The organism is Streptomyces fildesensis, from assembly GCF_016107395.1.
In the GTDB taxonomy this organism is placed as follows: Bacteria; Actinomycetota; Actinomycetes; order Streptomycetales; family Streptomycetaceae; genus Actinacidiphila; species Actinacidiphila fildesensis.
Genome location: NZ_JAAIKO010000002.1, coordinates 155,122 through 176,695 on the forward strand (window position 1 = coordinate 155,122; position 21,574 = coordinate 176,695).

Annotated in this window: 18 protein-coding genes; 11 read left to right on the forward strand and 7 right to left on the reverse strand. The window is 72.4% G+C overall.

Translation table 11 applies throughout. The features are described from left to right. Positions 1-180 precede the first annotated feature (180 nt). Genes C6N31_RS04470 through C6N31_RS04480 form a run of 3 tightly spaced genes read right to left on the reverse strand, consistent with a single transcriptional unit; the run spans position 181 to position 3,683 of the window. Positions 181-795, reverse strand: a complete 615-nt coding sequence (locus C6N31_RS04470) for a TetR/AcrR family transcriptional regulator (protein WP_138356155.1) — start codon at positions 793-795, stop codon at positions 181-183. 34 nt (positions 796-829) lie between these two features. After that, positions 830-2,947 (reverse strand): YhgE/Pip domain-containing protein, encoded by a 2,118-nt coding sequence (locus tag C6N31_RS04475; RefSeq protein ID WP_198357157.1) that lies wholly within the window; start codon positions 2,945-2,947, stop codon positions 830-832. Further along, on the reverse strand, positions 2,919-3,683 hold the full coding sequence (locus tag C6N31_RS04480; RefSeq protein WP_198357158.1) for an ATP-binding cassette domain-containing protein: 765 nt from the start codon (positions 3,681-3,683) through the stop codon (positions 2,919-2,921). The genes C6N31_RS04475 and C6N31_RS04480 overlap by 29 nt, the downstream gene beginning before the upstream one ends. Positions 3,684-3,859: 176 nt before the next feature. Here C6N31_RS04480 and C6N31_RS04485 point away from each other — a divergent pair, with 176 nt between their 5' ends. From C6N31_RS04485 to C6N31_RS04495, 3 genes are all read left to right on the forward strand, one after another. After that, positions 3,860-4,348, forward strand: coding sequence for an SAV_6107 family HEPN domain-containing protein (locus tag C6N31_RS04485; protein ID WP_164296269.1), 489 nt, complete (start codon positions 3,860-3,862; stop codon positions 4,346-4,348). A gap of 88 nt (positions 4,349-4,436) precedes the next feature. After that, on the forward strand, positions 4,437-5,201 hold the full coding sequence (locus tag C6N31_RS04490; RefSeq protein WP_138356214.1) for a methyltransferase: 765 nt from the start codon (positions 4,437-4,439) through the stop codon (positions 5,199-5,201). A gap of 212 nt (positions 5,202-5,413) precedes the next feature. Next, entirely contained in the window at positions 5,414-5,803 is a 390-nt protein-coding gene (locus tag C6N31_RS04495; RefSeq protein ID WP_138356152.1) for an SCO2097 family morphological protein, read from the forward strand. A 143-nt stretch (positions 5,804-5,946) separates the two neighbouring features. On the opposite strand, the gene C6N31_RS04500 is transcribed toward C6N31_RS04495, so the two are convergent. From C6N31_RS04500 to C6N31_RS04515, 4 genes are all read right to left on the reverse strand, one after another. Continuing rightward, entirely contained in the window at positions 5,947-8,352 is a 2,406-nt protein-coding gene (locus tag C6N31_RS04500) for a transglutaminase TgpA family protein (RefSeq protein ID WP_198357159.1), read from the reverse strand. Beyond that, positions 8,349-9,755 (reverse strand): DUF58 domain-containing protein, encoded by a 1,407-nt coding sequence (locus C6N31_RS04505; protein ID WP_138356150.1) that lies wholly within the window; start codon positions 9,753-9,755, stop codon positions 8,349-8,351. Before C6N31_RS04505 ends, C6N31_RS04500 begins: the two co-directional genes overlap by 4 nt. Beyond that, positions 9,755-10,801, reverse strand: coding sequence for an AAA family ATPase (locus C6N31_RS04510; RefSeq protein WP_244809135.1), 1,047 nt, complete (start codon positions 10,799-10,801; stop codon positions 9,755-9,757). The genes C6N31_RS04505 and C6N31_RS04510 overlap by 1 nt, the downstream gene beginning before the upstream one ends. 147 nt (positions 10,802-10,948) lie before the next feature. Beyond that, entirely contained in the window at positions 10,949-11,500 is a 552-nt protein-coding gene (locus C6N31_RS04515; protein ID WP_138356149.1) for a beta-class carbonic anhydrase, read from the reverse strand. 298 nt (positions 11,501-11,798) lie between these two features. On the opposite strand from C6N31_RS04515, the gene mraZ reads away from it, so the two are divergent. The 8 genes from mraZ to murD all read left to right on the forward strand — a co-directional run bounded on the left by mraZ (position 11,799) and on the right by murD (position 21,552). Next, entirely contained in the window at positions 11,799-12,230 is a 432-nt protein-coding gene (gene mraZ / locus C6N31_RS04520; protein WP_138356148.1) for a division/cell wall cluster transcriptional repressor MraZ, read from the forward strand. Positions 12,231-12,525: 295 nt separating this feature from the next. Further along, a complete protein-coding gene (rsmH, locus tag C6N31_RS04525; protein WP_187145283.1) occupies positions 12,526-13,455 on the forward strand; it encodes a 16S rRNA (cytosine(1402)-N(4))-methyltransferase RsmH in 930 nt (309 codons plus the stop codon). After that, entirely contained in the window at positions 13,452-13,928 is a 477-nt protein-coding gene (ftsL, locus tag C6N31_RS04530; protein ID WP_198357160.1) for a cell division protein FtsL, read from the forward strand. Before rsmH ends, ftsL begins: the two co-directional genes overlap by 4 nt. A 50-nt stretch (positions 13,929-13,978) precedes the next feature. After that, positions 13,979-15,997, forward strand: coding sequence for a peptidoglycan D,D-transpeptidase FtsI family protein (locus tag C6N31_RS04535; RefSeq protein WP_198357161.1), 2,019 nt, complete (start codon positions 13,979-13,981; stop codon positions 15,995-15,997). Then, complete coding sequence (locus tag C6N31_RS04540) at positions 15,994-17,640, forward strand: UDP-N-acetylmuramoyl-L-alanyl-D-glutamate--2,6-diaminopimelate ligase (protein ID WP_138356959.1); 1,647 nt, start codon at positions 15,994-15,996, stop codon at positions 17,638-17,640. The genes C6N31_RS04535 and C6N31_RS04540 overlap by 4 nt, the downstream gene beginning before the upstream one ends. Continuing rightward, positions 17,637-19,049, forward strand: coding sequence for a UDP-N-acetylmuramoyl-tripeptide--D-alanyl-D-alanine ligase (locus C6N31_RS04545; RefSeq protein ID WP_138356958.1), 1,413 nt, complete (start codon positions 17,637-17,639; stop codon positions 19,047-19,049). The genes C6N31_RS04540 and C6N31_RS04545 overlap by 4 nt, the downstream gene beginning before the upstream one ends. Next, positions 19,046-20,110: a phospho-N-acetylmuramoyl-pentapeptide-transferase gene (gene mraY / locus C6N31_RS04550; protein WP_138356957.1), complete on the forward strand. Its 1,065-nt coding sequence runs from the start codon at positions 19,046-19,048 to the stop codon at positions 20,108-20,110. The genes C6N31_RS04545 and mraY overlap by 4 nt, the downstream gene beginning before the upstream one ends. A gap of 14 nt (positions 20,111-20,124) precedes the next feature. Continuing rightward, a complete protein-coding gene (murD, locus tag C6N31_RS04555; protein ID WP_138356967.1) occupies positions 20,125-21,552 on the forward strand; it encodes a UDP-N-acetylmuramoyl-L-alanine--D-glutamate ligase in 1,428 nt (475 codons plus the stop codon). The last annotated feature ends 22 nt before the right edge of the window (positions 21,553-21,574 follow it).

The window sequence follows — 21,574 nt, forward strand, 5'->3', positions numbered from 1 at the left end:
TCGGGGGAAGGTAGGGGCACGGACGGGCGCGGTGCCGGTACCGCCGACACGGGGCGGCGGAGCAGGGGCGGCCCGGACGCAACGGGGGTGCACGGGTAGCGCTGTTCTGGCACGGTCCGAAGGGGGATCGGGACGTGCCAGAACAGCGCTCACTCATGTCCGCTCAACCATCTCGTACCGTCAGGTCCGCCGTGAGTCGCCGCTGACCCGGCCCTGCAGCAGCCGGGACAGGGCGGAGTGCACGTCGTCGATACTGCGGTGCGACTGGAACGCCTGCCAGTCCAGGGCGGCGACCAGCACCATCCCGAAGAGCGCTGACGCGGTGAGCGGTACGTCGATCTCGTCGCTGAGCTCCCCGTTGTCCACCGCCTCGCGCAGCACCTTCTCCACCACCGCGACCGCCTCCTGGCGGACCAGCATCAGCGTGTCCTGCCAGGCGCGGTTGGTCCGCCACAGCTCGGCGACGTACAGCTGTGTGAAGGACGGGTAGCGGGCGATGAACGCCAGCCCGGCCCGGATCTGCGCGTCCAGCGCGTCGACCCGGGTGCCGCCGCGCGCCGCCACCTCGTCGGCGGCGTCCCGCAGCGAGACGGTGAGCAGCCCGACGCCGTGCTGGAGCAGCTGCTCGAACAATTCGTTCTTGCTGGCGAAGTTGTAGTAGACGGTGCCCTTGGCGACGCCGGCCCGCTCGGCGATCTCCTCCACCGTGGTGGCGGAGAAGCCCTGCTCGGCGATGAGTGTGACGGCGGCCTCGTAGAGCTTCTGCCGCGTGGCCTGACGACGTGCGGTGGTCATGGCGTCGATTGTCCCTGCCCGGGACGGCCCCGGCTCACAGGGTCAGCTCCGGGTGCAGCCGGTCCACGGTCCACACCTGCTTGGCGCGGGCGGTCAGGGTGGTGAGCGCCAGTGCGGCGCCGGTGAAGGCGAGGAGCACCAGGCAGGCCCGCCAGACCGGCCAGAGGTCGCCGCCGGTGATCAGGTGGCGGAGCCCCTCGACGACGTAGCTCATGGGCAGGAACGGGTGGATGGCACCGAAGAAGCCGGGGCTGGTCTGCACCGGATAGGTGCCGCCCGCCGAGGTCAGCTGCAGCATCAGCATCGCCAGGGTGAGCACCCGTCCGGCCGGGCCGAACCGGGCGCCCAGGAACTGGATGATGGCGGCGAAGCAGCCCGCGGCCAGCAGCAGGAAGCCGATCGTGCCGGCGGCGCGGGCCATCTGCAGCCCGACCACCCAGTGCAGCACCGACATCAGCGCCAGCACCTGCGCCACCCCGACCGCGGCCACCGGCAGCCAGCCAGCCAGCGCTATCCGCCAGGACGCGGCCCCGGCGGCGAGCGCCCGGCGGTTCATCGGCTGGAAGAGCATGTAGCCGACCATCGCGCCGACCCACAGAGAGAGCGGGATGAAGTACGGGGCGAGCCCCTCGCCGTAGTTGGACGCCTGGTGCAGGGACTGCGAGGCGAGCTGTACGGGGTCGGCCATCACCGCGGTGCGCGCGTCGCGCTCCTGGGCGTCGTAGTCCGGGATCTTGTCGACGCCCTCGTGCAGACCGGTGGCGAGCTGCCCGCTGCCGGTGGAGAGCTGCGTCAGACCGGTGGTGAGGCGGTTGCTGCCGGTGGCGAGCTGGTACATGCCGCCGCTGAGGGTGTCGGCGCCCTGGGAGAGGGTGCCGATGCCCTTGTCGAGGGTGCGGGCGCCGCCGGCCGCCGTGTGGGCGCCCGAGGCGACCTGGTGGGCCCCGGTGTTGAGCCGGTTGATGTCCTTCACTGCGCCGTTGATGTCCGAGGACAGGTGCGGCGCGGCGGCGGCCAGTTCCTGGGCGTAGTCGTGCAGCTTGCCCAGGTCGGTGGCGAGCTGGTCGAACGACGCCGGGCCGCTGACCTGCGCGTTGAGCCGCTCGGCCAGTGTCGCGGCCTCGGCCGCCTTGTCCGCGGCGCGCTTCAGCGCGACGCAGTCTCCGGTGGCGGGGGTTGCGGCGCACTGCTTCGTGTACTGCTGCCGTACGAGGTCGGCGGCGGTCCTGGACGCCTTGGCGGCGTCCGGTGCCAGCGCGGCGATCGTGTCCAGATGGTCCTTGATCGCCTGCGATCCGTCGGCGACGACCCGGGAGACCTCGCCGATCTCCCGGGTGTGGGCCTTCACGAACGCGATCTTGTCGGAGGCGCCGTTCACCGCGTCCACGAGCCGCTGGGTGCCGGACGCGACCTGGCCCGCGCCGGAGTCGAGCGTGGTGAGACCGGTGGCCAGGTCGCCGCTGCCCTTCCTGGCGTCCTTGAGGCCCGCGGCGAGCCGGCCCGCGCCCTGCTCGGCCTTGCGGATGCCGGAGCCGAGCTCCTTCGAGCCCTGCTCGGCGCTGCCCGCGCCGCCGGCCACGTCGGACGCGCCCTTCGCGGCCTGCTGCGTCTTGTCGTGCAGATCGGCGAACGACACGAAGATCCGGTCGTAGAAGCCGCGCGAGGCGCCGGCCGAGGTGGCCGCCCTGACCTGCGAGAACACACTGCGGGAGATCTGCCCGACGATGTAGTTGTTGGAGTCGTTGGTGCGCACCTGCAGGGCGCCGGTCTCCGGGTGGCTGCCCGAGCTGGACGCGATCCGCTCGCTGAAGTCGGCGGGGATGGTGAGCGTCAGGTAGTACGAGCCGTTCTCCAGGCCCTTCGTGGCGTCGGCGGGGTCCGTCTCCTGCCAGTCGAAGGTGGCCGTGTCGTGCAGCTTGGCGGCGAGTTCGTCGCCCGCCGCGATCTTCTTGCCGCCGGCGGTCGCGCCGCGGTCGGCGTTCACCAGGGCGACGGGGATCTTGTCGAGCCGCCCGTACGGATCCCAGAAGGACCACAGGTACAGGGCGCCGTAGAGCAGCGGCAGCAGCAGGAGGGCGGCCATGGCCGCCCGCGGCAGCCGGCCCCGGCCGAACTTCTTCAGCTCAAGCGCGGCGAGCTTCGGTGCGCGCATCGACAGCCACCTCTTCGGTCTCTTCGGTCGCGTCGGCGGTCCGGTCGGTGGTCAGGTCGGCGGTCAGGTCGGCGGTGGTGTCCTGTGCGGTCCCGGTGGCCCGGGTGGGGACCACGAGCGCGTCCCCGGGCGCCCTGGTGCAGACGCCGAGGACGGTGGTGCCCGCGTCGGCGACCGAGCGCAGCATCGACCAGGCCAGCTCGCGGTCGGTGTCGCCGAGCTTGTGGTCGACGTCGTCGATCCCGAGCACCTGCGGGCGTGGCAGCAGTGCGAGGGCGACGCCCAGCCGCAGTGCCTCCAGCCGTTCCAGATCGCGTACGGCCGTCCGCTCGCCCTTCACCAGCGAGTCCAGGTCGAGCCCCGAGGCCTTGAGGGCCGCCGCCACATCGGCGCGGTCGCGCGCGGCGCGGGAGGCGAACCTGCGCTGCAGCAGCACCCTCTCGCGCAGATGCTCGGCGACGGTGAGGGCCGGTTCGAGGGCGGAGATGCCGTCGACGGGACCGAGAGCACTGATCCGGCGTACAGCGGGCATGCGCCGGGGGAGGGGGTGTCCGTGGACCTCCGCCTGTCCCTCGGTGGCCTTCATGCGGCCGGTGAGCGCCAGCATCAGGCAGGTGCGGCCGGTGCCCGACGGGCCCTCGACGGCGATCAGCGTGCCGGCGGGCGCGCTGAACGACACCTCCCCGAACACCCGCCCACGCGGGCCGCGCAGCCCGTACCCCTCCGCGGTGATCACGAGTCACTCTCCTCTTTTGAACTGACTGGTCAGTACAAAAGACAAGTATGCAGCATCGCGGGGAGGGGCCCGCCGCAGGGGTGGGCGAACACCTGTGCTAAGGGCATTTCCGCAGGTCAGGGCCGATTGTCAGTGGTGTGCCCCACTATGTGTCGTACGAAGACAGGAGGCTCGTCATGGCTGCTCACGTAAGCGACATCCATCCCGTGCTGCGCCGTGCGGCGGCTCCGCCCGCCGCGCTCGACCTGCTCACCCAGGCCCACCTCGGACTCGACGAGGCGGCCGTCCTGGAAACCCCCAACGAGCGCTACGCCACCGCCCACCTCGCCGCACTGCGGACCGCCGCCGCGGTGCTGGCCGTGCGGGGCCGGCCCGAGCCGGGCCCCAGGCGGCGACAGCGGATACGCAGCGCCTGGGAGGTGCTGCCCGAAGTCGCGCCGGAGCTCAGCGAATGGAGCGCCATGTTCGAGTACGGCGCCCGCCGCCGGGCGCGCGCCGAAGCCGGCATCGAGGGCGCCGCCACCTGGCGGGACGCGGACGATCTGCTGCGCGCCGCCGGCATGTTCCTGCGCCTGGTGGAACGGATGCTGGTGCTCCAGCCCACCCTGCCCGCTGAACTGCGCGACGGCCTGCCGCCCGCCCTGCCGCAGCAGAAGGCCAATTGATCGGCCATGGGGTACCGCACGGATAGAGTGAAGTCGCTCGTTCCAGCCAGTCGTCCGCGAGGAGCCGCCCGCCATGTCCCGTGAAGGAGTGGTGGATCCGATCCGCCCCCGAGCGTCCCTCCGTACCGCCGTGGTCTGGGAGGTCCTGCGCGACGCACTGGAGCGGCAGGCCAAGGCCGGCGGCCGCGACGCCGAAGAGCCGCTGGACGTGCTCGACACCGGGGGCGGCACCGGAAACTTCGCGGTGCCCGTGGCGCGCCTCGGCCACCGGGTCACCGTCGTCGACCCGAGCCCGGACGCGCTCTTCGCGCTGGAACGCCGGGCCGCCGAAGCCGGGGTGACCGACCGGGTCCGCGGCGTCCAGGGCGACACCCACGGCCTGCTCGACGTCGTCGAGCCCGGCAGCTACGACGTCGTGCTGTGCCACGGTGTCCTGGAGTACGTCGACGACCCGGGCGAGGGCATCCGCAACGCCGTCGGCGCGCTCCGCCCGGCCGGGGCGCTCAGCCTGCTGGCCGCCGGCCGCGGCGGCGCCGTGCTGGCCCGGGCCATCGCCGGCCACTTCACCGAGGCCCAGCACGCCATAGGGGACCCGGACGGCCGATGGGGCGACGGGGACTCGCTCCCGCGCCGCTTCACCGCCGAGCAGCTGACCCGCCTGGTCTCCGACGCCGGCCTGCGGGTCGGCGCGGTGCACGGCGTCCGGGTCTTCGCCGACCTGGTCCCGGGCGTGCTGGTGGACACCGAGCCGGGCGCCCTGGAAGCGCTGCTCAAGCTGGAACTGGCCGCCGCGGAGCAGCCCGCGTTCCACTCGATCGCCACTCAACTGCACGTCCTCGCGGACCGCGGCTGACCCGGCCACCGGACACAGCGCCAGGAGTAGTCGGTCACAGGCCGCCCGGTCAGCCGTTCAGGACCGTATGCTGGCATGACGTAACGGCGGACGGGGAATGAAGCCCCCGTCGGATTGGCGTAGTGGGGCGGGTTTCACGGGGGCGAATCCCTGCCTATCCTTGAATAAGGGTCGGACCGGTCGCCCCCGCGACCGACGAGTAGGAGGACTCCGTGCCGCTCTCGGAGCACGAGCAGCGCATGCTCGAGCAGATGGAGCGAGCGCTGTACGCCGAAGATCCCAAGTTCGCGTCGGCGCTTGAGGGAAGCGGGCTGCGCACCTATACTCGGCGGCGCGTCTACCAAGCCGTAGCGGGCTTCCTGGTGGGTATCGCGCTGCTGATGGCTGGAATGATCAAGCAGCAGCCCTGGATCAGTGTGGTCGGTTTCCTCGTCATGCTGGCTTGTGCCGTGCTCGCGGTCACGGGCTGGCGGAAGGCCGGCAAACCCGGTGAGCAGCAGCCCGCCGCAACCACCGGCCGAGGCCACCCCCGTCGCAGGGGGAAGGTCATGGACCGGATCGAGGAACGCTGGCAGCGCCGCAGGGACGGGCAGGAAAGCTAGGCCCACCCGGCCGCCGCCCAGGCAGAGGGTTCTCAACAGTTCTCAGAATGACGACGAGGGGCGCGGAACCGGAAACCGGTTCCGCGCCCCTCGTCATGTCCGGCCCCGGTAGGCCCGGACGCCCGGTACCCGCGCTGCCGGGCCTAGGACGCCTGCCGTGACGGCCGCCGGACCGCGTCCGCGGCCCGCCGGACGGCCGCCGACCAGCGCCGCGTCGCCACCGACCACTGCTCCGACAGCCGCCAGATCACCCGTGCGGCCGAACGTGGCAGGAGAACCGCGCGCAGCCGTCCGCGCCGCCCGGCCGTCCGGTGCAGCCCGGCCCGTACCTGGTGCACATCCGCCGCCAGCCCGGCCACCGGCCGCGGCCTGGGCGAGTACAGCACCTGCTCCACGGCGGCCGCGACCTGTCCGGCGGCCAGCGCCGCCGCCTCGTCGAGCTCGCCCTCCCGCACCAGCCGGGCGGTGGCCCGGCGCGGTGTCTCGGAGTCGTCGGGCAGGATCCCGTAGTCCCACGCGGTGTCGACGAGCTCCCGCCAGGCCGCGAGCGTCCTGGCACCGTCCGCCTGGCCGTGGCCGACGCCGAGCCGCCGGGACCGCTCACGGCGGCGCCACAGCAGCGGCAGCAGGGGCGCACCGACCACCACCAGCGCCAGCAGGGCGATGCCCGCCAGCCGGCCGGCGCTGATCCCGGTGTCGGTCGGTCCGCTGCCCGTGTCCTGGCCGACCGGGGTGCAGTCGCCCAGCGCCTTGTCCTTGACCGAGCAGCTCGCCGAGGCCGAGGCGCCTACGCTCGGTGCCGCCGATTTGCCGGGCTCCGGGACGACCGGGCCGCCGCCGGGGTTCGACGGCTGGTCCACCGTGTAGCTGGGGGCGGTGCCGCGGGACGGGGTGGGCTCGAAGCGGGTCCAGCCGACGCCCTCGAAGTACAGCTCGGGCCAGGCGTGCGCGTCCTGGAGTCCCACCGAGACGCTGCCGTCGGACCGGGGCCCGTTGCCCGGCGCGAAGCCGACCGCGACGCGGGCCGGGATGTGCAGGGTGCGGGCCATCGCCGCCATGGTGAAGGCGAAGTGGACGCAGAACCCCTGCTTGTCCCGGAGGAAGTTGGCGATCGCGTCGACCCCGGTGCCCGAGCGGACCTGCGTGCTGTACCGGAAGTCCCCGGAGTGGAAGTACTTCTGCAGGGCCACGGCCTGCTCGTAAGGGTTCGCCGCACCGCGCGTCACCTCCAGCGCGGTCCTGCTGACCACCTCCGGCAGGGTGTCCGGGACCTGGGTGTACTCCTGCTTGAAGGTGGCCGCCGGATCGGGTGCCGTGGCGAGCTGCGCCACCGTCGGCTGCACCAGCAGGCTGGTGACCTTGTACTTCACGCCCTTGGTCGTCTGCTTGCGGTCACCGACGACCGTGCGCCCCTCCTTGTCGAACCGCCAGCGGCCGTCGACCTTCAGCTTTTCGACGGGGTAGGGGAGCGGCAGCCAGCTCTGCGCGTAGTTCCCGTCGGCGGCGAGCGAGGTGACGACCTCGGTCGACTTCACCTCGGGGCCCAGCCCGGCCGGGACCGGGAACACCTCGGGGATCTCGGTCACCGGGCGCTCGGAGGAACGCCACTGCGTGCCGTCGAACTTGTCGAGCGCGACGATGCGCAGATACATGTCCGTCGTGCTGGGCGCGTTCGTGCGATACGACAGGACCTCGCGGTTGGTCGGCTGGTTGAGGCTGTCCTGCAGCGCCACCACCGGGTTGACCGACGAGGAGTTGGCACCGCCGAAGCCGGGGCCCGTGCCGGTGCCCGACGGGTCGAGCAGCCCGCTGCCCAGCGAGGGCAGCACGGCGGGGGCGATCAGCGCGATGCCCAGGGCCATCGCCCCGATCCGGCGGCCGGTGCGGACCGGTGCCACGACCGAGCCCTCGGACCGGGTCCCCGAAGCGCCCGCCCAGCCGGTGGACGGCGGACCGCCGCCGAAGACCCGGCCCCAGCGCGACAGCCGGTCCCGGCCCTCGGCGAGGAGCAGCAGCAGATAGCCGGCCGCCGCGATCAGGAACCACAGCCAGCGGCTGCCGCTGCCGGCCAGACCGGAGGCGACGGAGTACAGCGCGAGCAGCGGCAGCCCGGCCGGGGCGGCGCTGCCGTACGTCACCGCCATCGCGTCCACGGCCAGCGCGATCACCAGTACACCGGCGACCAGCAGCAGCCGGATGCCCGGGGTCACCGGGGCGGGGATGGCGAACTGGCTGACGTCCCGCAGTCCGTCACCGAGCCGGTCGCCGAGCCCCACGAACGCCTTGGGCCCGGGCAGGATGCCGCCGACCGCCTGCTTCGAGACGAACATCATGGTCAGTATCAGCAGGCTGACCAGGGCCTGCGCCAGCACGGTCAGCGGCCTGGCCAGCGGTACCCGCCGGGCCAGCGCGCCGACGCAGGACTGGAGCGTGACGAGGAAGGCCGCCTGCAGGATCCAGCCGGTCGGGGTGGCCAGCGGCAGCAGGGAGCAGGCCGCCATGATCGACGCCACCGCGGCGCAGACCGTCAGCCGTGCGCGTCCGCTCATGAGCTCGCTCCCGCCTCTTCACGCGAGCGGTACCGGTCCGCCAGCTGCCACAGCGAGGGCAGTCCCTCGCCCGGCGGCACCGGCAGTACCGTCCAGCCGGCCTCGCGCAGCATCCGCACGGCCCGCCGGGCACCGGTGTCCGCGGCCGTGCCCGGACCGTCGCCGCCGTTCACGCCGGAGCCACCGGGGGAGCCGGAGGCCGCGGGGCCGCCGCCGGCCGCCGGTACTTCGGGGTACGGGTCCACGGCGTCGCGTGACGCCCATGCGGAACTGTCCAGGACGAACGCCACCGCGCCGCCGGCCCGCTGGCGCATCCGTCCGACGATCGTCGCCTGCTCCTCGTCCAGGTCCCCCAGGAAGGCCACCAGCAGCCCCTCGCTGCCGACCCGCAGCACGTCGTGCGCCCGGGAGAACCCGCCGCCGTCCGAGTGCTCGACCACCGCGAGGGTGTCGAGCAGCACTCCTGCGGTGTCGGAGGAGTCGCCGCCGAAACCGCCCTCGGGGCCCGGGACGCTGCTGCCGGTGTCGGTCAGCAGCCGCACCGAGTAGCCGCGCTCCAGCATGTGCGTCGAGACCGAGGCCGCTCCGGACACCGCCCATTCGAAGGCGGAGTCGGGTCCGGCGCCGTAGAAGGCGAGCCGCCGGGTGTCCACCAGCACGGTGCAGCGGGCCTTGTGCGGCTGCTCCTCGCGGCGCACCATCAGCTCGCCGTACTTCGCGGTGGAGCGCCAGTGCACCCGCCGCAGATCGTCGCCGTGCCGGTAGCCGCGCGGGATAGCGTCGTCCTCGCCGGCCAGCGACAGCGAGCGGGTGCGGCTGTCGCCGTAGCCGGACGCCTCGCCCGCGAGCCGGACCGCGGGCAGCGGCTCCACCCGGGGCACCACGGTCAGGGTGTCGAACGCGCTGAACGACCGGGTCAGCTCGCACATGCCGAAGGGGTCCGTCAGCCGCAACTGCAGCGGCCCCAGCGGATAGCGCCCGCGCAGATCGGAGCGGACCCGGTAGGACACCTCGCGGTGGCCGCCCGGCTCCACCCGGTCCAGCACGAAGCGCGGCCGCGGCCCGAGCACGTACGGCACCCGGTCCTGCAGCATCAGCAGTCCGGTGGGGATGCGCGAGACGTTGTCGACCCGCAGGTGCACCCGCGCCTCGGACATCGCGGGCACCCGCGACGGCGCGAGCCGCCGGCTGCCCGCCACCCGGTAGCGCGTGCGGTACAGGACCGCGACGCAGACCAGCGGCAGCACCGCCAGCAGCAGCCCGACCCGCAGCAGGTCCGGCTGCCCCAGCACATACGCGCAGATGGCCGCCGCGACCCCGGCCGCGAAGAAGGACCGTCCGCGCGTGGTCAGCCCCGACAACGCCGTACGGAAACCTCCCGCGGCCTGCGGGTCGGTGGACATCACAAGCCCCGGACGCCGGGCGGCTGGGCGCTCTGCGCCTGCCGCCATTGCGCTGCGGACGCCGCCGTGGCCGGGGAGGCGGACGGGTCGGGGACCGGTGTGCGCTGCAGGATCTCCGCGACGACCTGCTCGGGCGTCCGCCGGTTCAGCTGTGCCTGCGCGGTCGGCAGCAGCCGGTGCGCCAGTACCGCGGGGGCGAGCGTCTGCACGTCGTCCGGCAGGACGAAGTCCCGGCCGTCCAGCGCCGCCGAGGCGCGGGCCGCCCGCACCAGGTGCAGGGTCGCGCGCGGCGAGGCGCCGAGCCGCAGGTCCGGGTGGTGCCGGGTGGCACCGACCAGGGCGACGGCGTAGCGCCGCACGGGGTCCGACACATGCACCGTCCGCACCGCTTCGATCAGCTTCACGATCTCGTGGGCGTGCGCCACCGGCTGCAGATCGTCCAGCGGCGGCGTACCGCCGTGCACGTCGAGCATCTGCAGTTCGGCCTCCGGGCTCGGGTAGCCGATCGACACCCGGGCCATGAAGCGGTCGCGCTGCGCCTCGGGCAGCGGATAGGTGCCCTCCATCTCCACCGGGTTCTGGGTGGCGATGACCATGAACGGGTTGGGCAGCTCGTACGTGGTGCCGTCGACGGTGACCTGCCGCTCCTCCATCGACTCCAGCAGCGCCGACTGGGTCTTCGGCGAGGCCCGGTTGATCTCGTCCCCGACCACGATCTGCGCGAAGATCGCCCCCGGCTTGAACTCGAAGTCCCGCCGCTGCTGGTCGAAGACGCTCACTCCGGTGATGTCGGAGGGCAGCAGGTCGGGCGTGAACTGGATACGCCGCACCGAGCAGTCGATGGACCGCGCGAGCGCCTTGGCCAGCATCGTCTTCCCGACCCCCGGCACATCCTCGATCAGGAGGTGCCCCTCTGCCAGCATCACGGTCAGCGAAAGCCGTACGACCTCGGGCTTGCCCTCGATCACGTTCTCCACGGACCGGCGCACCCGCTCCGCCGTCGTGGTCAGATCGCTGAGGCTGGCTCGCGCGTCATAGGTCGTCACCCGGTTCTCCTCGGCCTGTTCATTGGGGCGCGGCCAACCACGGACCGGCCCCTCCCCGAATGCGGTGCACCACGCGCCCTGACGGGCGAGGGGGTGCCGCACGTTGCATTGTTCCCTTGAACAGCGCCCCGCGTCACTCGCCTGCCGTTACTTGGCCGTGATTTCCCGCATCAGACCGGTGTGGACGTCGAACACAAAACCGCGTACATCGTCCGTGTGCGCCAGGAACGGGGACGTACGCACCCGCGCCATCGACTGGCGTACGTCCTGGTCGATGTCGGTGAACGCCTCGACCGACCAGGTCGGACGCTGGCCGACCTCGTGCTCCAGCTCGGTCCTGAAGTCCTCGGTGATGCTCTGCAGGCCGCAGCCCGTGTGGTGGATGAGGACCACCGAACGGGTGCCGAGAGCCCGCTGGCTGATGGTCAGCGAGCGGATGGTGTCATCGGTGACGACACCGCCCGCGTTGCGGATGGTGTGGCAGTCGCCCAGGTCGAGGCCCAGTGCGGCGTGCAGGTCGAGGCGGGCGTCCATGCACGCGACGACGGCGACGCCCAGGACCGGCCGGGCATCCATGCCGGGGTCGTGGAAGGCGACGGCGTAGCGCTCGTTGGCGCCCACGAGCCGGTCGATGACGGAGGCGGATTCGGAGGCGGGCTCGGAGCCGGGTCCGGATGGCTGCGCTGCGGATATCGACATGTGACTGACGTTAGAGGGCGCGGACCCGTCCCACCTGCTGCAGGGGCGGGAAAAAGTCGGTCAATTGGCCGCTGTGTGAGGTAACCCACAGGCGTCGTGCCCCTCGCCCCTGGGGGTGAGGCGCGCGGGCCGTTGATTGCGTTGACCGTGGGGCTTAGTGGAGTAAAGTGGCGCGAAATGGGGTCTCCCCGCCGCAGGTAGGGGCAGCTCCCGTTCTCGACAGGGGTCCCGGTTTCCCGACGGGGATCCCGTCCGGTTACCGACAGGGCCCCGGCGGGCCCGGCTGCGGGAGGTGTGGGTGTTCCTCGGAACGTACGCGCCGCGACTCGACGACAAGAGCCGCCTCGTCCTGCCCGCGAAGTTCCGGGAGCAGCTCGCCCAGGGCCTGGTGATCACCAAGGGTCAGGAGCGCTGCCTGTACGTATGGCCGCTGCGCGGATTCCAGGCCGTCACCGAGGAACTGCGCCGGGCGCCCCTGACGTCCAAGCCCGCAAGGGACTACATGCGGGTGCTGTTCGCCGGAGCCACCGACGAGGTGCCCGACAAGCAGGGACGGATCACCGTCCCGCAGCCGCTGCGGGAGTACGCCGGGCTGGACCGCGACTGTGCGGTCATCGGCGCCAACACCCGGGTCGAGGTGTGGTCCGCCCAGGCCTGGGACCGCTACCTGGCGGCGCAGGAAGACACCTTTTCGGCCCTGTCCGAGGAGGTTCCGACCGGATTACTGTGACCCCGGCCCCTACTCGCAGCGTCACCACGGTGTACGTATGGCTCGGCCTCCTCCCGCTCTCCGGCTCCACTGGCACTACTTCCCCGGCGCCAGAGGGTCACTTCCCTCCCGAGCGGGCGGGGACCAGGCCATATGTCGAAGCAGTCGAAGAAGTCGAAGAACCGAGAAGGGCCCCATGAGCGCCGTCCCCGCCCCGCAGTCCGAGCCGCATGGCGCCCCCGAGGACCCCGCCACCACCGAGCCCACCGGGTCCAGCGAGTCCGCCGAGGCCACCCCCGCGAAGCATGTGCCCGTGATGCTGCGCCGCTGCCTGGACCTGCTGGCTCCCGCGCTGGCCGCACCGGGCGCCGTGGTCGTGGACGCGACGCTGGGGCTCGGCGGCCACAGCGAGGCGCTGCTGACCACGTTCCCGTCGGCCCGGCTGGTCGCCATCGACCGCGACCCCGCCGCGCTCAAGCTCTCCGCCGAGCGGCTGGCGCCGTTCGGCGACCGGGCCACGCTGGTGCACGCGGTCTACGACGAGCTGGCGGACGTCCTCGCCCGGCTCGGCATCCCCAAGGTCCAGGGCGTGCTGTTCGATCTCGGCGTCTCCTCCATGCAGCTGGACGAGGCGGACCGCGGCTTCGCCTACGCGCAGGACGCCCCGCTCGACATGCGGATGGACCAGACGACCGGCATCAGCGCCGCCGAGGTGCTCAACACCTACCCGCCGGGCGACCTGGTGCGGATCCTGCGCACCTACGGCGAGGAGAAGTACGCCCGCAAGATCGTCGACGCGGTCGTCAAACAGCGTGTGAAGGAACCGTTCACCAACAGCGCGCGGCTGGTCGACCTCATCCGCGAGGTGCTCCCGCAGGCGGCCAAGCGCACCGGCGGCAACCCCGCCAAGCGCACCTTCCAGGCGCTGCGCATCGAGGTCAACGCCGAGCTCGCCGCGGTCGAGGGCGCGATCCCCGCGGCGATCGGCGCCCTCGCGGTCGGCGGCCGGATCGCCGTGCTGTCGTACCAGTCGCTGGAGGACCGCATCGTCAAGCAGGCGTTCGCGGCGGGCGCGGCCAACACCGCCCCGCCCGGCCTGCCCGTGGTGCCCGAGCAGTACCAGCCCCGGCTGAAGCTGCTCACCCGCGGCGCGGAACTGCCGACCGAGGAGGAGATCGCGGAGAACAAGCGCGCCACCCCGGCCCGGCTGCGGGGCGCGGAACGGATCCGCGAGGAGGCGCTGTGAGGGCGGCCCGGTCGGCCACGGCGGCCCGCGCGCCCTTCGTCCTGCTGGTGGTGGCGCTGCTGGCCGGCGGCCTCATCTCGCTGCTCCTGCTGAACGGGGCCGTCAACCAGGACTCCTTCGAGCTCAACCGGCTGCAGAAGGACACCACCACGTACACCGACGAGGAGCAGGCGCTCCAGCAGGACGTGGACCGGTACAAGGCGCCCGACGCGCTCGACCGCCGCGCCCGCGAGCTGGGCATGGTGCCCGGCGGCAACCCCGCCTTCCTGAACCCGGACGGCACCGTGCGCGGCGACCCCACCGAGGCCGAGGCCGCGCCGACCGCGGCACCCGTCCGCACCCAGGCGCCGTCCAGCACGGCCCCCACCACGAACGCCCCCGCCACGAACGGCACCCCCGCCACGAAGCCGTCCGGCGGCGCGCCCTCGCCGACCCCCCACGGCTCCCAGACGTCCCAGACCACCGGCAGGTGACCTCGTGACCAGTCCCCGCATCCTGCGCACCGCTCCGGGGGACGGTGCGCATGAGTGAGCCGAGGCGCCCGCAGCGCGGGCGGCTGCCGGGCCCCGGCGGGCCGCGGAAGGCCGGGGCGCCGGGAGCGGCCGGACAGGGCTCGCAGCGGTCGCAGGACGCCAGGAGACCGGGCCGTCCCGCCCCGGGCGACGTCCGCCGGCCCGCCGCCCGCCGCCCGCGCCCGCCACGCCCCCCGGCCCCGCTGCGGCTGGGCCGCCCCAGGCCCCGGCTGCGGCTCGTCAGCGTCGCGCTGACGCTGGTGATGCTCGCGTTCGTCGTCCGGCTGCTGCAGGTGCAGGCCGTCGACGCGCCCGCGTACGCGGCCAAGGCCGCCGTCAACCGCTGGGTCTCGCACACCGTCGCCGCCGACCGGGGGACCATCACCGACCGGTCGGGCACCGACCTGGCGACGACCGTCGACGCGTACGACATCACCGCGGACCCGTTCCTGTTCACCTCCGCCCAGACGAAGACCGCGGACGCGCCCGCGCAGGCGGCCGAGCTCCTCGCGCCGATCGTCGGCGGCGACGCCAGGACCATCGCGAAGAAGCTCGCCACCCCGAACTCCCGCTACCAGGTCATCGCCAGGCAGCAGTCCCCGCAGGTCTGGAACCAGATCAAGGACCTCAAGCGGGCGCTGAACGACAAGGCCGCGAAGACCAAGGGCGGCGGCGGCAGTGTACTGGCCGGCATCTTCAGTGATCCGCACACCAAGCGGATCTACCCCGGCGGCGACCTCGCGGCCGGAGTGATCGGCTTCGTCAACGGCGAGGGCGCCGGCGGCGGCGGTCTCGAGGCGATGCTCGACCAGGAGCTCGCGGGCGAGGCCGGGAAGATCCGCTACGCCCAGTCCAGCGGCCGCCAGGTGCCGACCGCCGGAGTCCAGGAGCACCCCGCCGTGCCCGGCTCGGACGTGCAGCTGACCATCGACCGCGACATCCAGTGGGCGGCGCAGAGCGCCATCACCGCGCAGGTGCAGAAATCCCGGGCGGACCGCGGCTACGTCATCGTCCAGGACACCCGCACCGGCGAGATCCTCGCGATGGCCAACGCCCCCGGCTACGACCCGAACGACCTCACCCACGCCAGCGCCAACGCGCTGGGCAACGCGGCCGTCCAGGACGCCTACGAGCCCGGCAGCGTCAGCAAGCTGATGTCGATGGCCGCGGTCCTGGACCAGGGCGTCGCGACCCCGGAGACCCACGTCACGGTCCCCGGCACCCTGCCGCGCGCCGACCGGATCTTCCACGACGACATCGACCACGGCACCTGGTCGCTGACCCTCAACGGGGTGCTCGCCAAGTCCAGCAACATCGGCACGATCCTGGCGACCGGCCAGCTCGGCAGGACCCAGGCGCAGGCGAACGCGGTGCTGTACTCGTATCTGAAGAAGTTCGGGATCGGCGATCCCACCGGGCTCGGCTTCCCCGGCGAGACCCGCGGGATCCTGGCCAAGCCGCAGAACTGGAACGCCTCCCAGCAGTACACGATCCCGTTCGGCCAGGGCCTGTCGCTCAACGCGCTGCAGGCCACGTCGGTCTACTCGACGGTCGCCAACGGCGGCGTCCGCGTGGAGCCCAGCCTGATCCGCGGCATCACCGGTCCCGACGGCCGCTTCGTACCGTCCGAGGCGCCCAAGACGTCCCGGGTGGTCAGCGAGAAGACCGCCAAGACGCTGGCGACCATGCTGGAGTCCGTGGTCGGCGACGAACAGGGCACCGGAAACAAGGCGCAGATCGCCGGATACCGGGTCGCGGGCAAGACCGGCACGGCCAACCGGGTGGACCCGGTCACCGGCCGGTACAAGGGGTACACGGCCTCGTTCCTGGGCTTCGCGCCCGCCGACAACCCGCGTGTCACCGTCTCCTGCGTGATCCAGAACCCGACCAGCGGCAGCTACTTCGGCGGGCAGATCTGCGGCCCGGTCTTCAAGCAGGTCATGGAATTCGCCCTCAAATCCCTGCAGGCCGCGCCCTCGGGCGCGGAGGCGCCGCACCTGCCCGTCGAGTTCGACCCATCGAAGAGGTGACAACGATCACATCCGACGGCGACCGCCCCGGCCGGGACCGGGGGTCTTTTGGCCCCGACCGGGGCCAGCCCGGTAACCTCACCGCCGTGCCAAAAGCTGATCAGTCCCCCCTCAAGCAGCCGGGCGCGCCCCGCCCGTCCGCAGTCCGTCCCAAAGCGCTGGCGGAGCTGGCCGCGCGGCTCGGTGCGGAGCCGCCCGCGGACGGCGCCCCCGCCACTGGCATCACCCACGACTCCCGGGCGGTCCGCCCCGGCGACGTCTACGCGGCACTGCCGGGCGCCCGCTTCCACGGCGCCGACTTCGCCGTCCAGGCGGCGGACCTGGGCGCCGTCGCGATCCTCACCGATCCAGCGGGCACCGAGCGTGCCGCGGCCACCGGTCTGCCGGTCCTGACCGTGGACGACCCGCGTGCCCGGATGGGCGCGCTGGCCGCCTGGATCTACGACGAACCGGGCGAGGACCTGCTGCAGATCGGCATCACCGGAACGTCGGGCAAGACCACCACCGCCTATCTCGTCGAGGGCGGTCTGCGGGCCGTGCACGGCAAGGCCACCGGTCTCATCGGCACCGTCGAGTCGCGGATCGGCGACGAGCGGATCAAGAGCGAGCGCACCACCCCCGAGGCCACCGACCTCCAGGCGCTCTTCGCCGTCATGCACGAGCGGGGCGTCCGGTCGGTCGTCATGGAGGTCTCCAGCCACGCGCTGGTGCTCGGCCGGGTGGACGGCGCCGTCTTCGACGTGGCGGTCTTCAACAACCTCAGTCCCGAGCACATGGAATTCCACACGGACATGGAGGACTACTTCCAGGCGAAGGCGCGGCTGTTCACGCCGCAGCGCAGCCGGGTCGGCGTCGTCAACCTGGACGACGCGTACGGCCGCCGGCTCGTCGCCGAGGCCGGGGTCCCCATCACCACGTTCTCCGCCGAGGGGGACCTGGACGCCGACTGGCGTGCCACGGACGTCGAGACCGGCCCGCTGGGCAGCACCTTCACCGTGACCGGGCCCAAGGGCGAGACGGCACGGGCCGCCGCCCCGCTGCCCGGCCCGTTCAACGTCGCCAACACCCTCGCCGCGATCACCGCGCTGGTCATCGCCGGCATGGACCCGCAGACCGCCGCGGACGGCGTCGCAGCCGTCCCCGGGGTGCCCGGCCGGCTGGAAGGTGTCGACGCGGGCCAGCCGTATCTCGCGGTCGTGGACTACGCCCACAAGACCGACGCCGTCGAGTCCGTGCTGCGCGCCCTGCGCAAGACCACCGAGGGCCGGATCCACGCCGTGCTCGGCTGCGGCGGCGACCGCGACCAGCACAAGCGCGGCCCGATGGGCGCCGCCTGCGCGCGGCTCGCGGACACCGCCGTACTGACGTCCGACAACCCGCGCTCCGAGGACCCGCTCGCGATCCTCGCCGCGATGCTGAACGGAGCAGCCGAAGTACCCGCCCACGAACGCGGGCACGTCATCGTCGAGCCCGACCGGGCCGCCGCCATCGCCATCGCGGTAGCCCGGGCCGAGCCCGGCGACATCGTGCTGGTCGCGGGCAAGGGCCATGAACAGGGCCAGGACATCGCCGGAGTGGTACGCCCCTTCGACGACCGGGAAGTACTGCGCGCCGCCATCGAGAAGGACCAGGAACAGCTGTGATCCCACTCACCCTCGCCGAGGTCGCTGACGCGGTCGGCGGGAGCATGCACGACATACCGGAACCAGGGACGCGCGTGACGGGCCCCGTGGTCATCGACTCCCGTGAGGTGGTGCCCGGCGCGCTGTTCGCCGCCTTCGCCGGCGAGCGCGTGGACGGCCACGACTACGCGGTGGGCGCCGTGAAGGACGGAGCGGTGGCGGTACTCGCCTCCCGCCCCGTCGGCGTGCCCGCGATCGTCGTCGACGACGTCGTGGCCGCGCTCGGCGCCCTCGCCCGGACCGTCATCGCCCGGCTCGGCGCGACCACCGTCGCCCTCACCGGTTCGGCCGGCAAGACCAGCACCAAGGACCTGATGGCCCAGTTGCTGGAACGGCACGCTCCCACGGTGTGGACACCCGGCTCGTTGAACAACGAGATCGGGCTGCCGCTCACCGCGCTGCGCGCCGAGGAGTCCACCCAGCACCTGGTGCTCGAGATGGGCGCCCGCGGCATCGGCCACATCCGGTATCTGACGGAGCTGACCCCGCCGCGGATCGGCGTGGTCCTGAACGTCGGCGCCGCGCACATCGGCGAGTTCGGCGGCCGGGACCGGACGGCCATCGCGAAGGGCGAACTCGTCGAGTCGCTGCCCGCCGCGGAACAGGGCGGAGTGGCGGTCCTCAACGCCGACGACCCGCTGGTGCGTGCGATGTCCTCGCGCACCTCGGCCCGCGTCGTGCTCTTCGGCGAAGGGCCCGACGCCGAGGTCCGCGGGGAGAATGTCCGGCTCAACGACCGAGGTCAGGCGCTCTTCACACTCCGCACACCCACCGGGTGCGCCGAAGTGACCTTGCGCCTGTACGGTGAGCACCACGTGTCGAACGCGCTCGCCGCGGCCGCCGTCGCCGGTGAACTGGGCATGCCCGTCGAGGAGATCGCCACCGCGCTCTCCGCCGCGGGAACCCTTTCGCACTGGCGTATGGAGGTCACCGAGCGGCCCGACGGCGTGACGGTCGTCAACGACGCCTACAACGCGAACCCCGACTCCATGAGAGCCGCTCTGCGCGCGCTCGCCGCCATGGGGCGCGGGCGCCGTACGTGGGCGGTGCTCGGCGAGATGGCCGAACTCGGTGAGGAGTCCCTCACCGAGCACGACGCGGTCGGGCGACTGGTCGTCCGGCTCAACGTCAGCAAGCTCGTGGCCGTGGGCGGCTTGGAAGCCGCCTGGTTGGATATGGGCGCCAAGAACGAGGGTTCGTGGGGTGAGGAGTCGGTGCACGTGTCCGACGCGGAGACGGCGATCGACCTGCTGCGCAGCGAATTGCGCCCGGGGGACGTCGTGCTGGTGAAGGCATCTAGGTCGGTCGGACTGGAGCGCGTGGCGCTGGCGCTGCTCGACGGCACCGAAGGTGAGGTCGCCGCGCGATGAAGCAGATTCTCGTATCCGGTGTGCTCGGTCTCTTCCTGTCGCTGATCGGCACCCCGCTGCTGATCCGGCTGCTGGCCCGCAAGGGTTACGGGCAGATGATCCGTGACGACGGTCCGAAGGCGCACCACAGCAAGCGCGGCACTCCGACGATGGGCGGCATCTCGTTCATCCTGGCGACCCTGGTCGCCTATGCCGCGACCAAGGTCATCACCAGCGAGCGGCCGACCATGTCCGGTCTGCTGGTGCTGTTCCTGACCGCGGGCCTCGGCCTGGTCGGGTTCCTGGACGACTACATCAAGATCGTCAAGCAGCGGAGCCTGGGCCTGCGGGCCAAGGCGAAGCTGGGCGGCCAGCTCATCGTCGGCATCGCGTTCGCGGTCCTGGCGCTGAACTTCTCGGACTCGCGCGGCCAGACCCCGGCCTCCACCAAGCTGTCCTTCACCCAGGACTTCGGCTGGACCATCGGCCCGGTGATCTTCGTCATCTGGGCGCTGTTCATGATCCTGGCGATGTCCAACGGCGTGAACCTCACCGACGGCCTCGACGGTCTGGCCACCGGTGCGTCCGTGATGGTCTTCGCCGCCTACACCGTCATCGGCGTCTGGCAGTACGGCCAGTGGTGCGGCGCCCCGCTCAGTGCCAACGGCGCCTGTTACGAGGTCAGGGACCCACTCGACCTGGCGGTCGTCGCCGCGGCCCTGATGGGCGCGTGCTTCGGCTTCCTGTGGTGGAACACCTCACCGGCCAAGATCTTCATGGGCGACACCGGCTCGCTGGCCCTCGGCGGCGCGCTCGCCGGTCTGGCGATCTGCTCGCGCACCGAGATGCTGCTCGCGATCCTCGGCGGCCTGTTCGTCCTCATCACGCTCTCCGTCGTCATCCAGGTCGGCTCCTTCCGGCTCACCGGCAAGCGGGTCTTCCGGATGGCGCCACTCCAGCACCACTTCGAACTCAAGGGCTGGAGCGAAGTCCTGGTCGTGGTCCGCTTCTGGATCATCCAGGGCATGTGCATGGCCATCGGCCTCGGACTGTTCTACGCCGGCTGGGTGGCCGCCTCGTGACAGCGCCGCACCCGGTGGCGACCGAACTGGCGGGCGTCCGCGTCACCGTCGCGGGCCTGGGCGTCTCCGGCGTCCCGGCCGCACGGGCACTGCACGCCCTGGGCGCCGTCGTCACCGTCGTGAACAGCGGCGACGGCGAGCGGGAGCGGACCGAGGCCGAGGGGCTGCGGGAGCTGGGCGTCACCGTGCGCCTGGGCGACGGCGACACCCTCCCCGAAGGCACCGGGCTCGTCGTCACCGCACCGGGCTGGAAGCCCACGAGCCCGCTCTTCGCGGCCGCCGAGGCGGCCGGTGTCGAGGTGTGGGGCGACGTGGAGCTGGCCTGGCGACTGCGGGACGAGAGTGCCGCGCCGTGGCTGGCGGTCACCGGCACCAACGGCAAGACCACCACCGTCCAGATGCTCGCCTCCATCCTCAAGGCCGCCGGCCTGCGGACCGCCGCCGTCGGCAACATCGGCGTCTCGGTCCTGGACGCCGTGCTCGGCGAGGAGAAGTACGACGTCCTGGCCGTCGAGCTCTCGAGCTACCAGCTGCACTGGGCGCCCAGTGTCCGGCCGCACTCCGCGGCCGTCCTCAACCTCGCGCCGGACCACCTGGACTGGCACGGCTCCATGGAGGCGTACGCCGCCGACAAGGGCCGGATCTACGAGGGCAACCAGGTCGCCTGCGTCTACAACACCGCGGACCCGGCGACCGAGGCACTGGTCCGCGAGGCCGACGTCGAGGAGGGTGCCCGCGCGATCGGCTTCACCCTCGGCAGCCCCGGTCCCTCCCAGTTCGGCGTGGTGGACGGCATCCTGCTCGACCGCGCCTTCGTCGAGGGACGGCACAAGAACGCCCAGGAGCTCGCGGAAGTCTCCGACGTCCAGCCGCCCGCCCCGCACAACATCGCCAACGCGCTGGCCGCCGCGGCGCTGGCCCGCGCCTTCGGCGTCGAACCGGCCGCCGTACGCGACGGGCTGCGCGCCTTCCGGCCCGACGCCCACCGCATCGCCCTCGTGGAGACCGTCGACGAGGTCGCCTACGTGGACGACTCCAAAGCCACCAACACGCACGCCGCCGAGGCCTCGCTGGCCGCCTACGAGTCCATCGTGTGGATCGCCGGCGGCCTCGCCAAGGGCGCCACGTTCGACGAGTTGGTCATCAGGTCCGCCCCGCGGCTGCGCGGCGCGGTGCTGATGGGCGCCGACCGCGCGCTGATCCGCGAAGCGCTCGCGCGACACGCCCCTGAGGTCCCGGTCACCGACCTGGAACGGACCGACACTGGGGCGATGGCCGCGGCGGTGGAGGCGGCGAGGGAGCTCTCCCGGCCCGGTGACACGGTTCTGCTGGCACCGGCCTGCGCCTCCATGGACATGTTCACCAACTACGGCAAGCGTGGCGAGGCATTCGCCGAGGCCGTGCGGGCCCTGGTACCCGAGAGCGCGGGGCACGACAAGTAGCCGGGCGTCCCCGCTCCCCAAG

Bases quoted from the DNA above. Each gene is read 5' to 3' on its own strand.
- rsmH (WP_187145283.1), top strand. From the start codon at position 12,526: ATGCTGCGCCGCTGCCTGGACCTGCTGGCTCCCGCGCTGGCCGCACCG.
- C6N31_RS04500 (WP_198357159.1), bottom strand. From the start codon at position 8,352: ATGAGCGGACGCGCACGGCTGACGGTCTGCGCCGCGGTGGCGTCGATC.
- C6N31_RS04470 (WP_138356155.1), bottom strand. From the start codon at position 795: ATGACCACCGCACGTCGTCAGGCCACGCGGCAGAAGCTCTACGAGGCC.
- C6N31_RS04485 (WP_164296269.1), top strand. From the start codon at position 3,860: ATGGCTGCTCACGTAAGCGACATCCATCCCGTGCTGCGCCGTGCGGCG.
- C6N31_RS04535 (WP_198357161.1), top strand. From the start codon at position 13,979: ATGAGTGAGCCGAGGCGCCCGCAGCGCGGGCGGCTGCCGGGCCCCGGC.
- C6N31_RS04505 (WP_138356150.1), bottom strand. From the start codon at position 9,755: ATGTCCACCGACCCGCAGGCCGCGGGAGGTTTCCGTACGGCGTTGTCG.
- C6N31_RS04475 (WP_198357157.1), bottom strand. From the start codon at position 2,947: ATGCGCGCACCGAAGCTCGCCGCGCTTGAGCTGAAGAAGTTCGGCCGG.
- mraY (WP_138356957.1), top strand. From the start codon at position 19,046: ATGAAGCAGATTCTCGTATCCGGTGTGCTCGGTCTCTTCCTGTCGCTG.
- C6N31_RS04515 (WP_138356149.1), bottom strand. From the start codon at position 11,500: ATGTCGATATCCGCAGCGCAGCCATCCGGACCCGGCTCCGAGCCCGCC.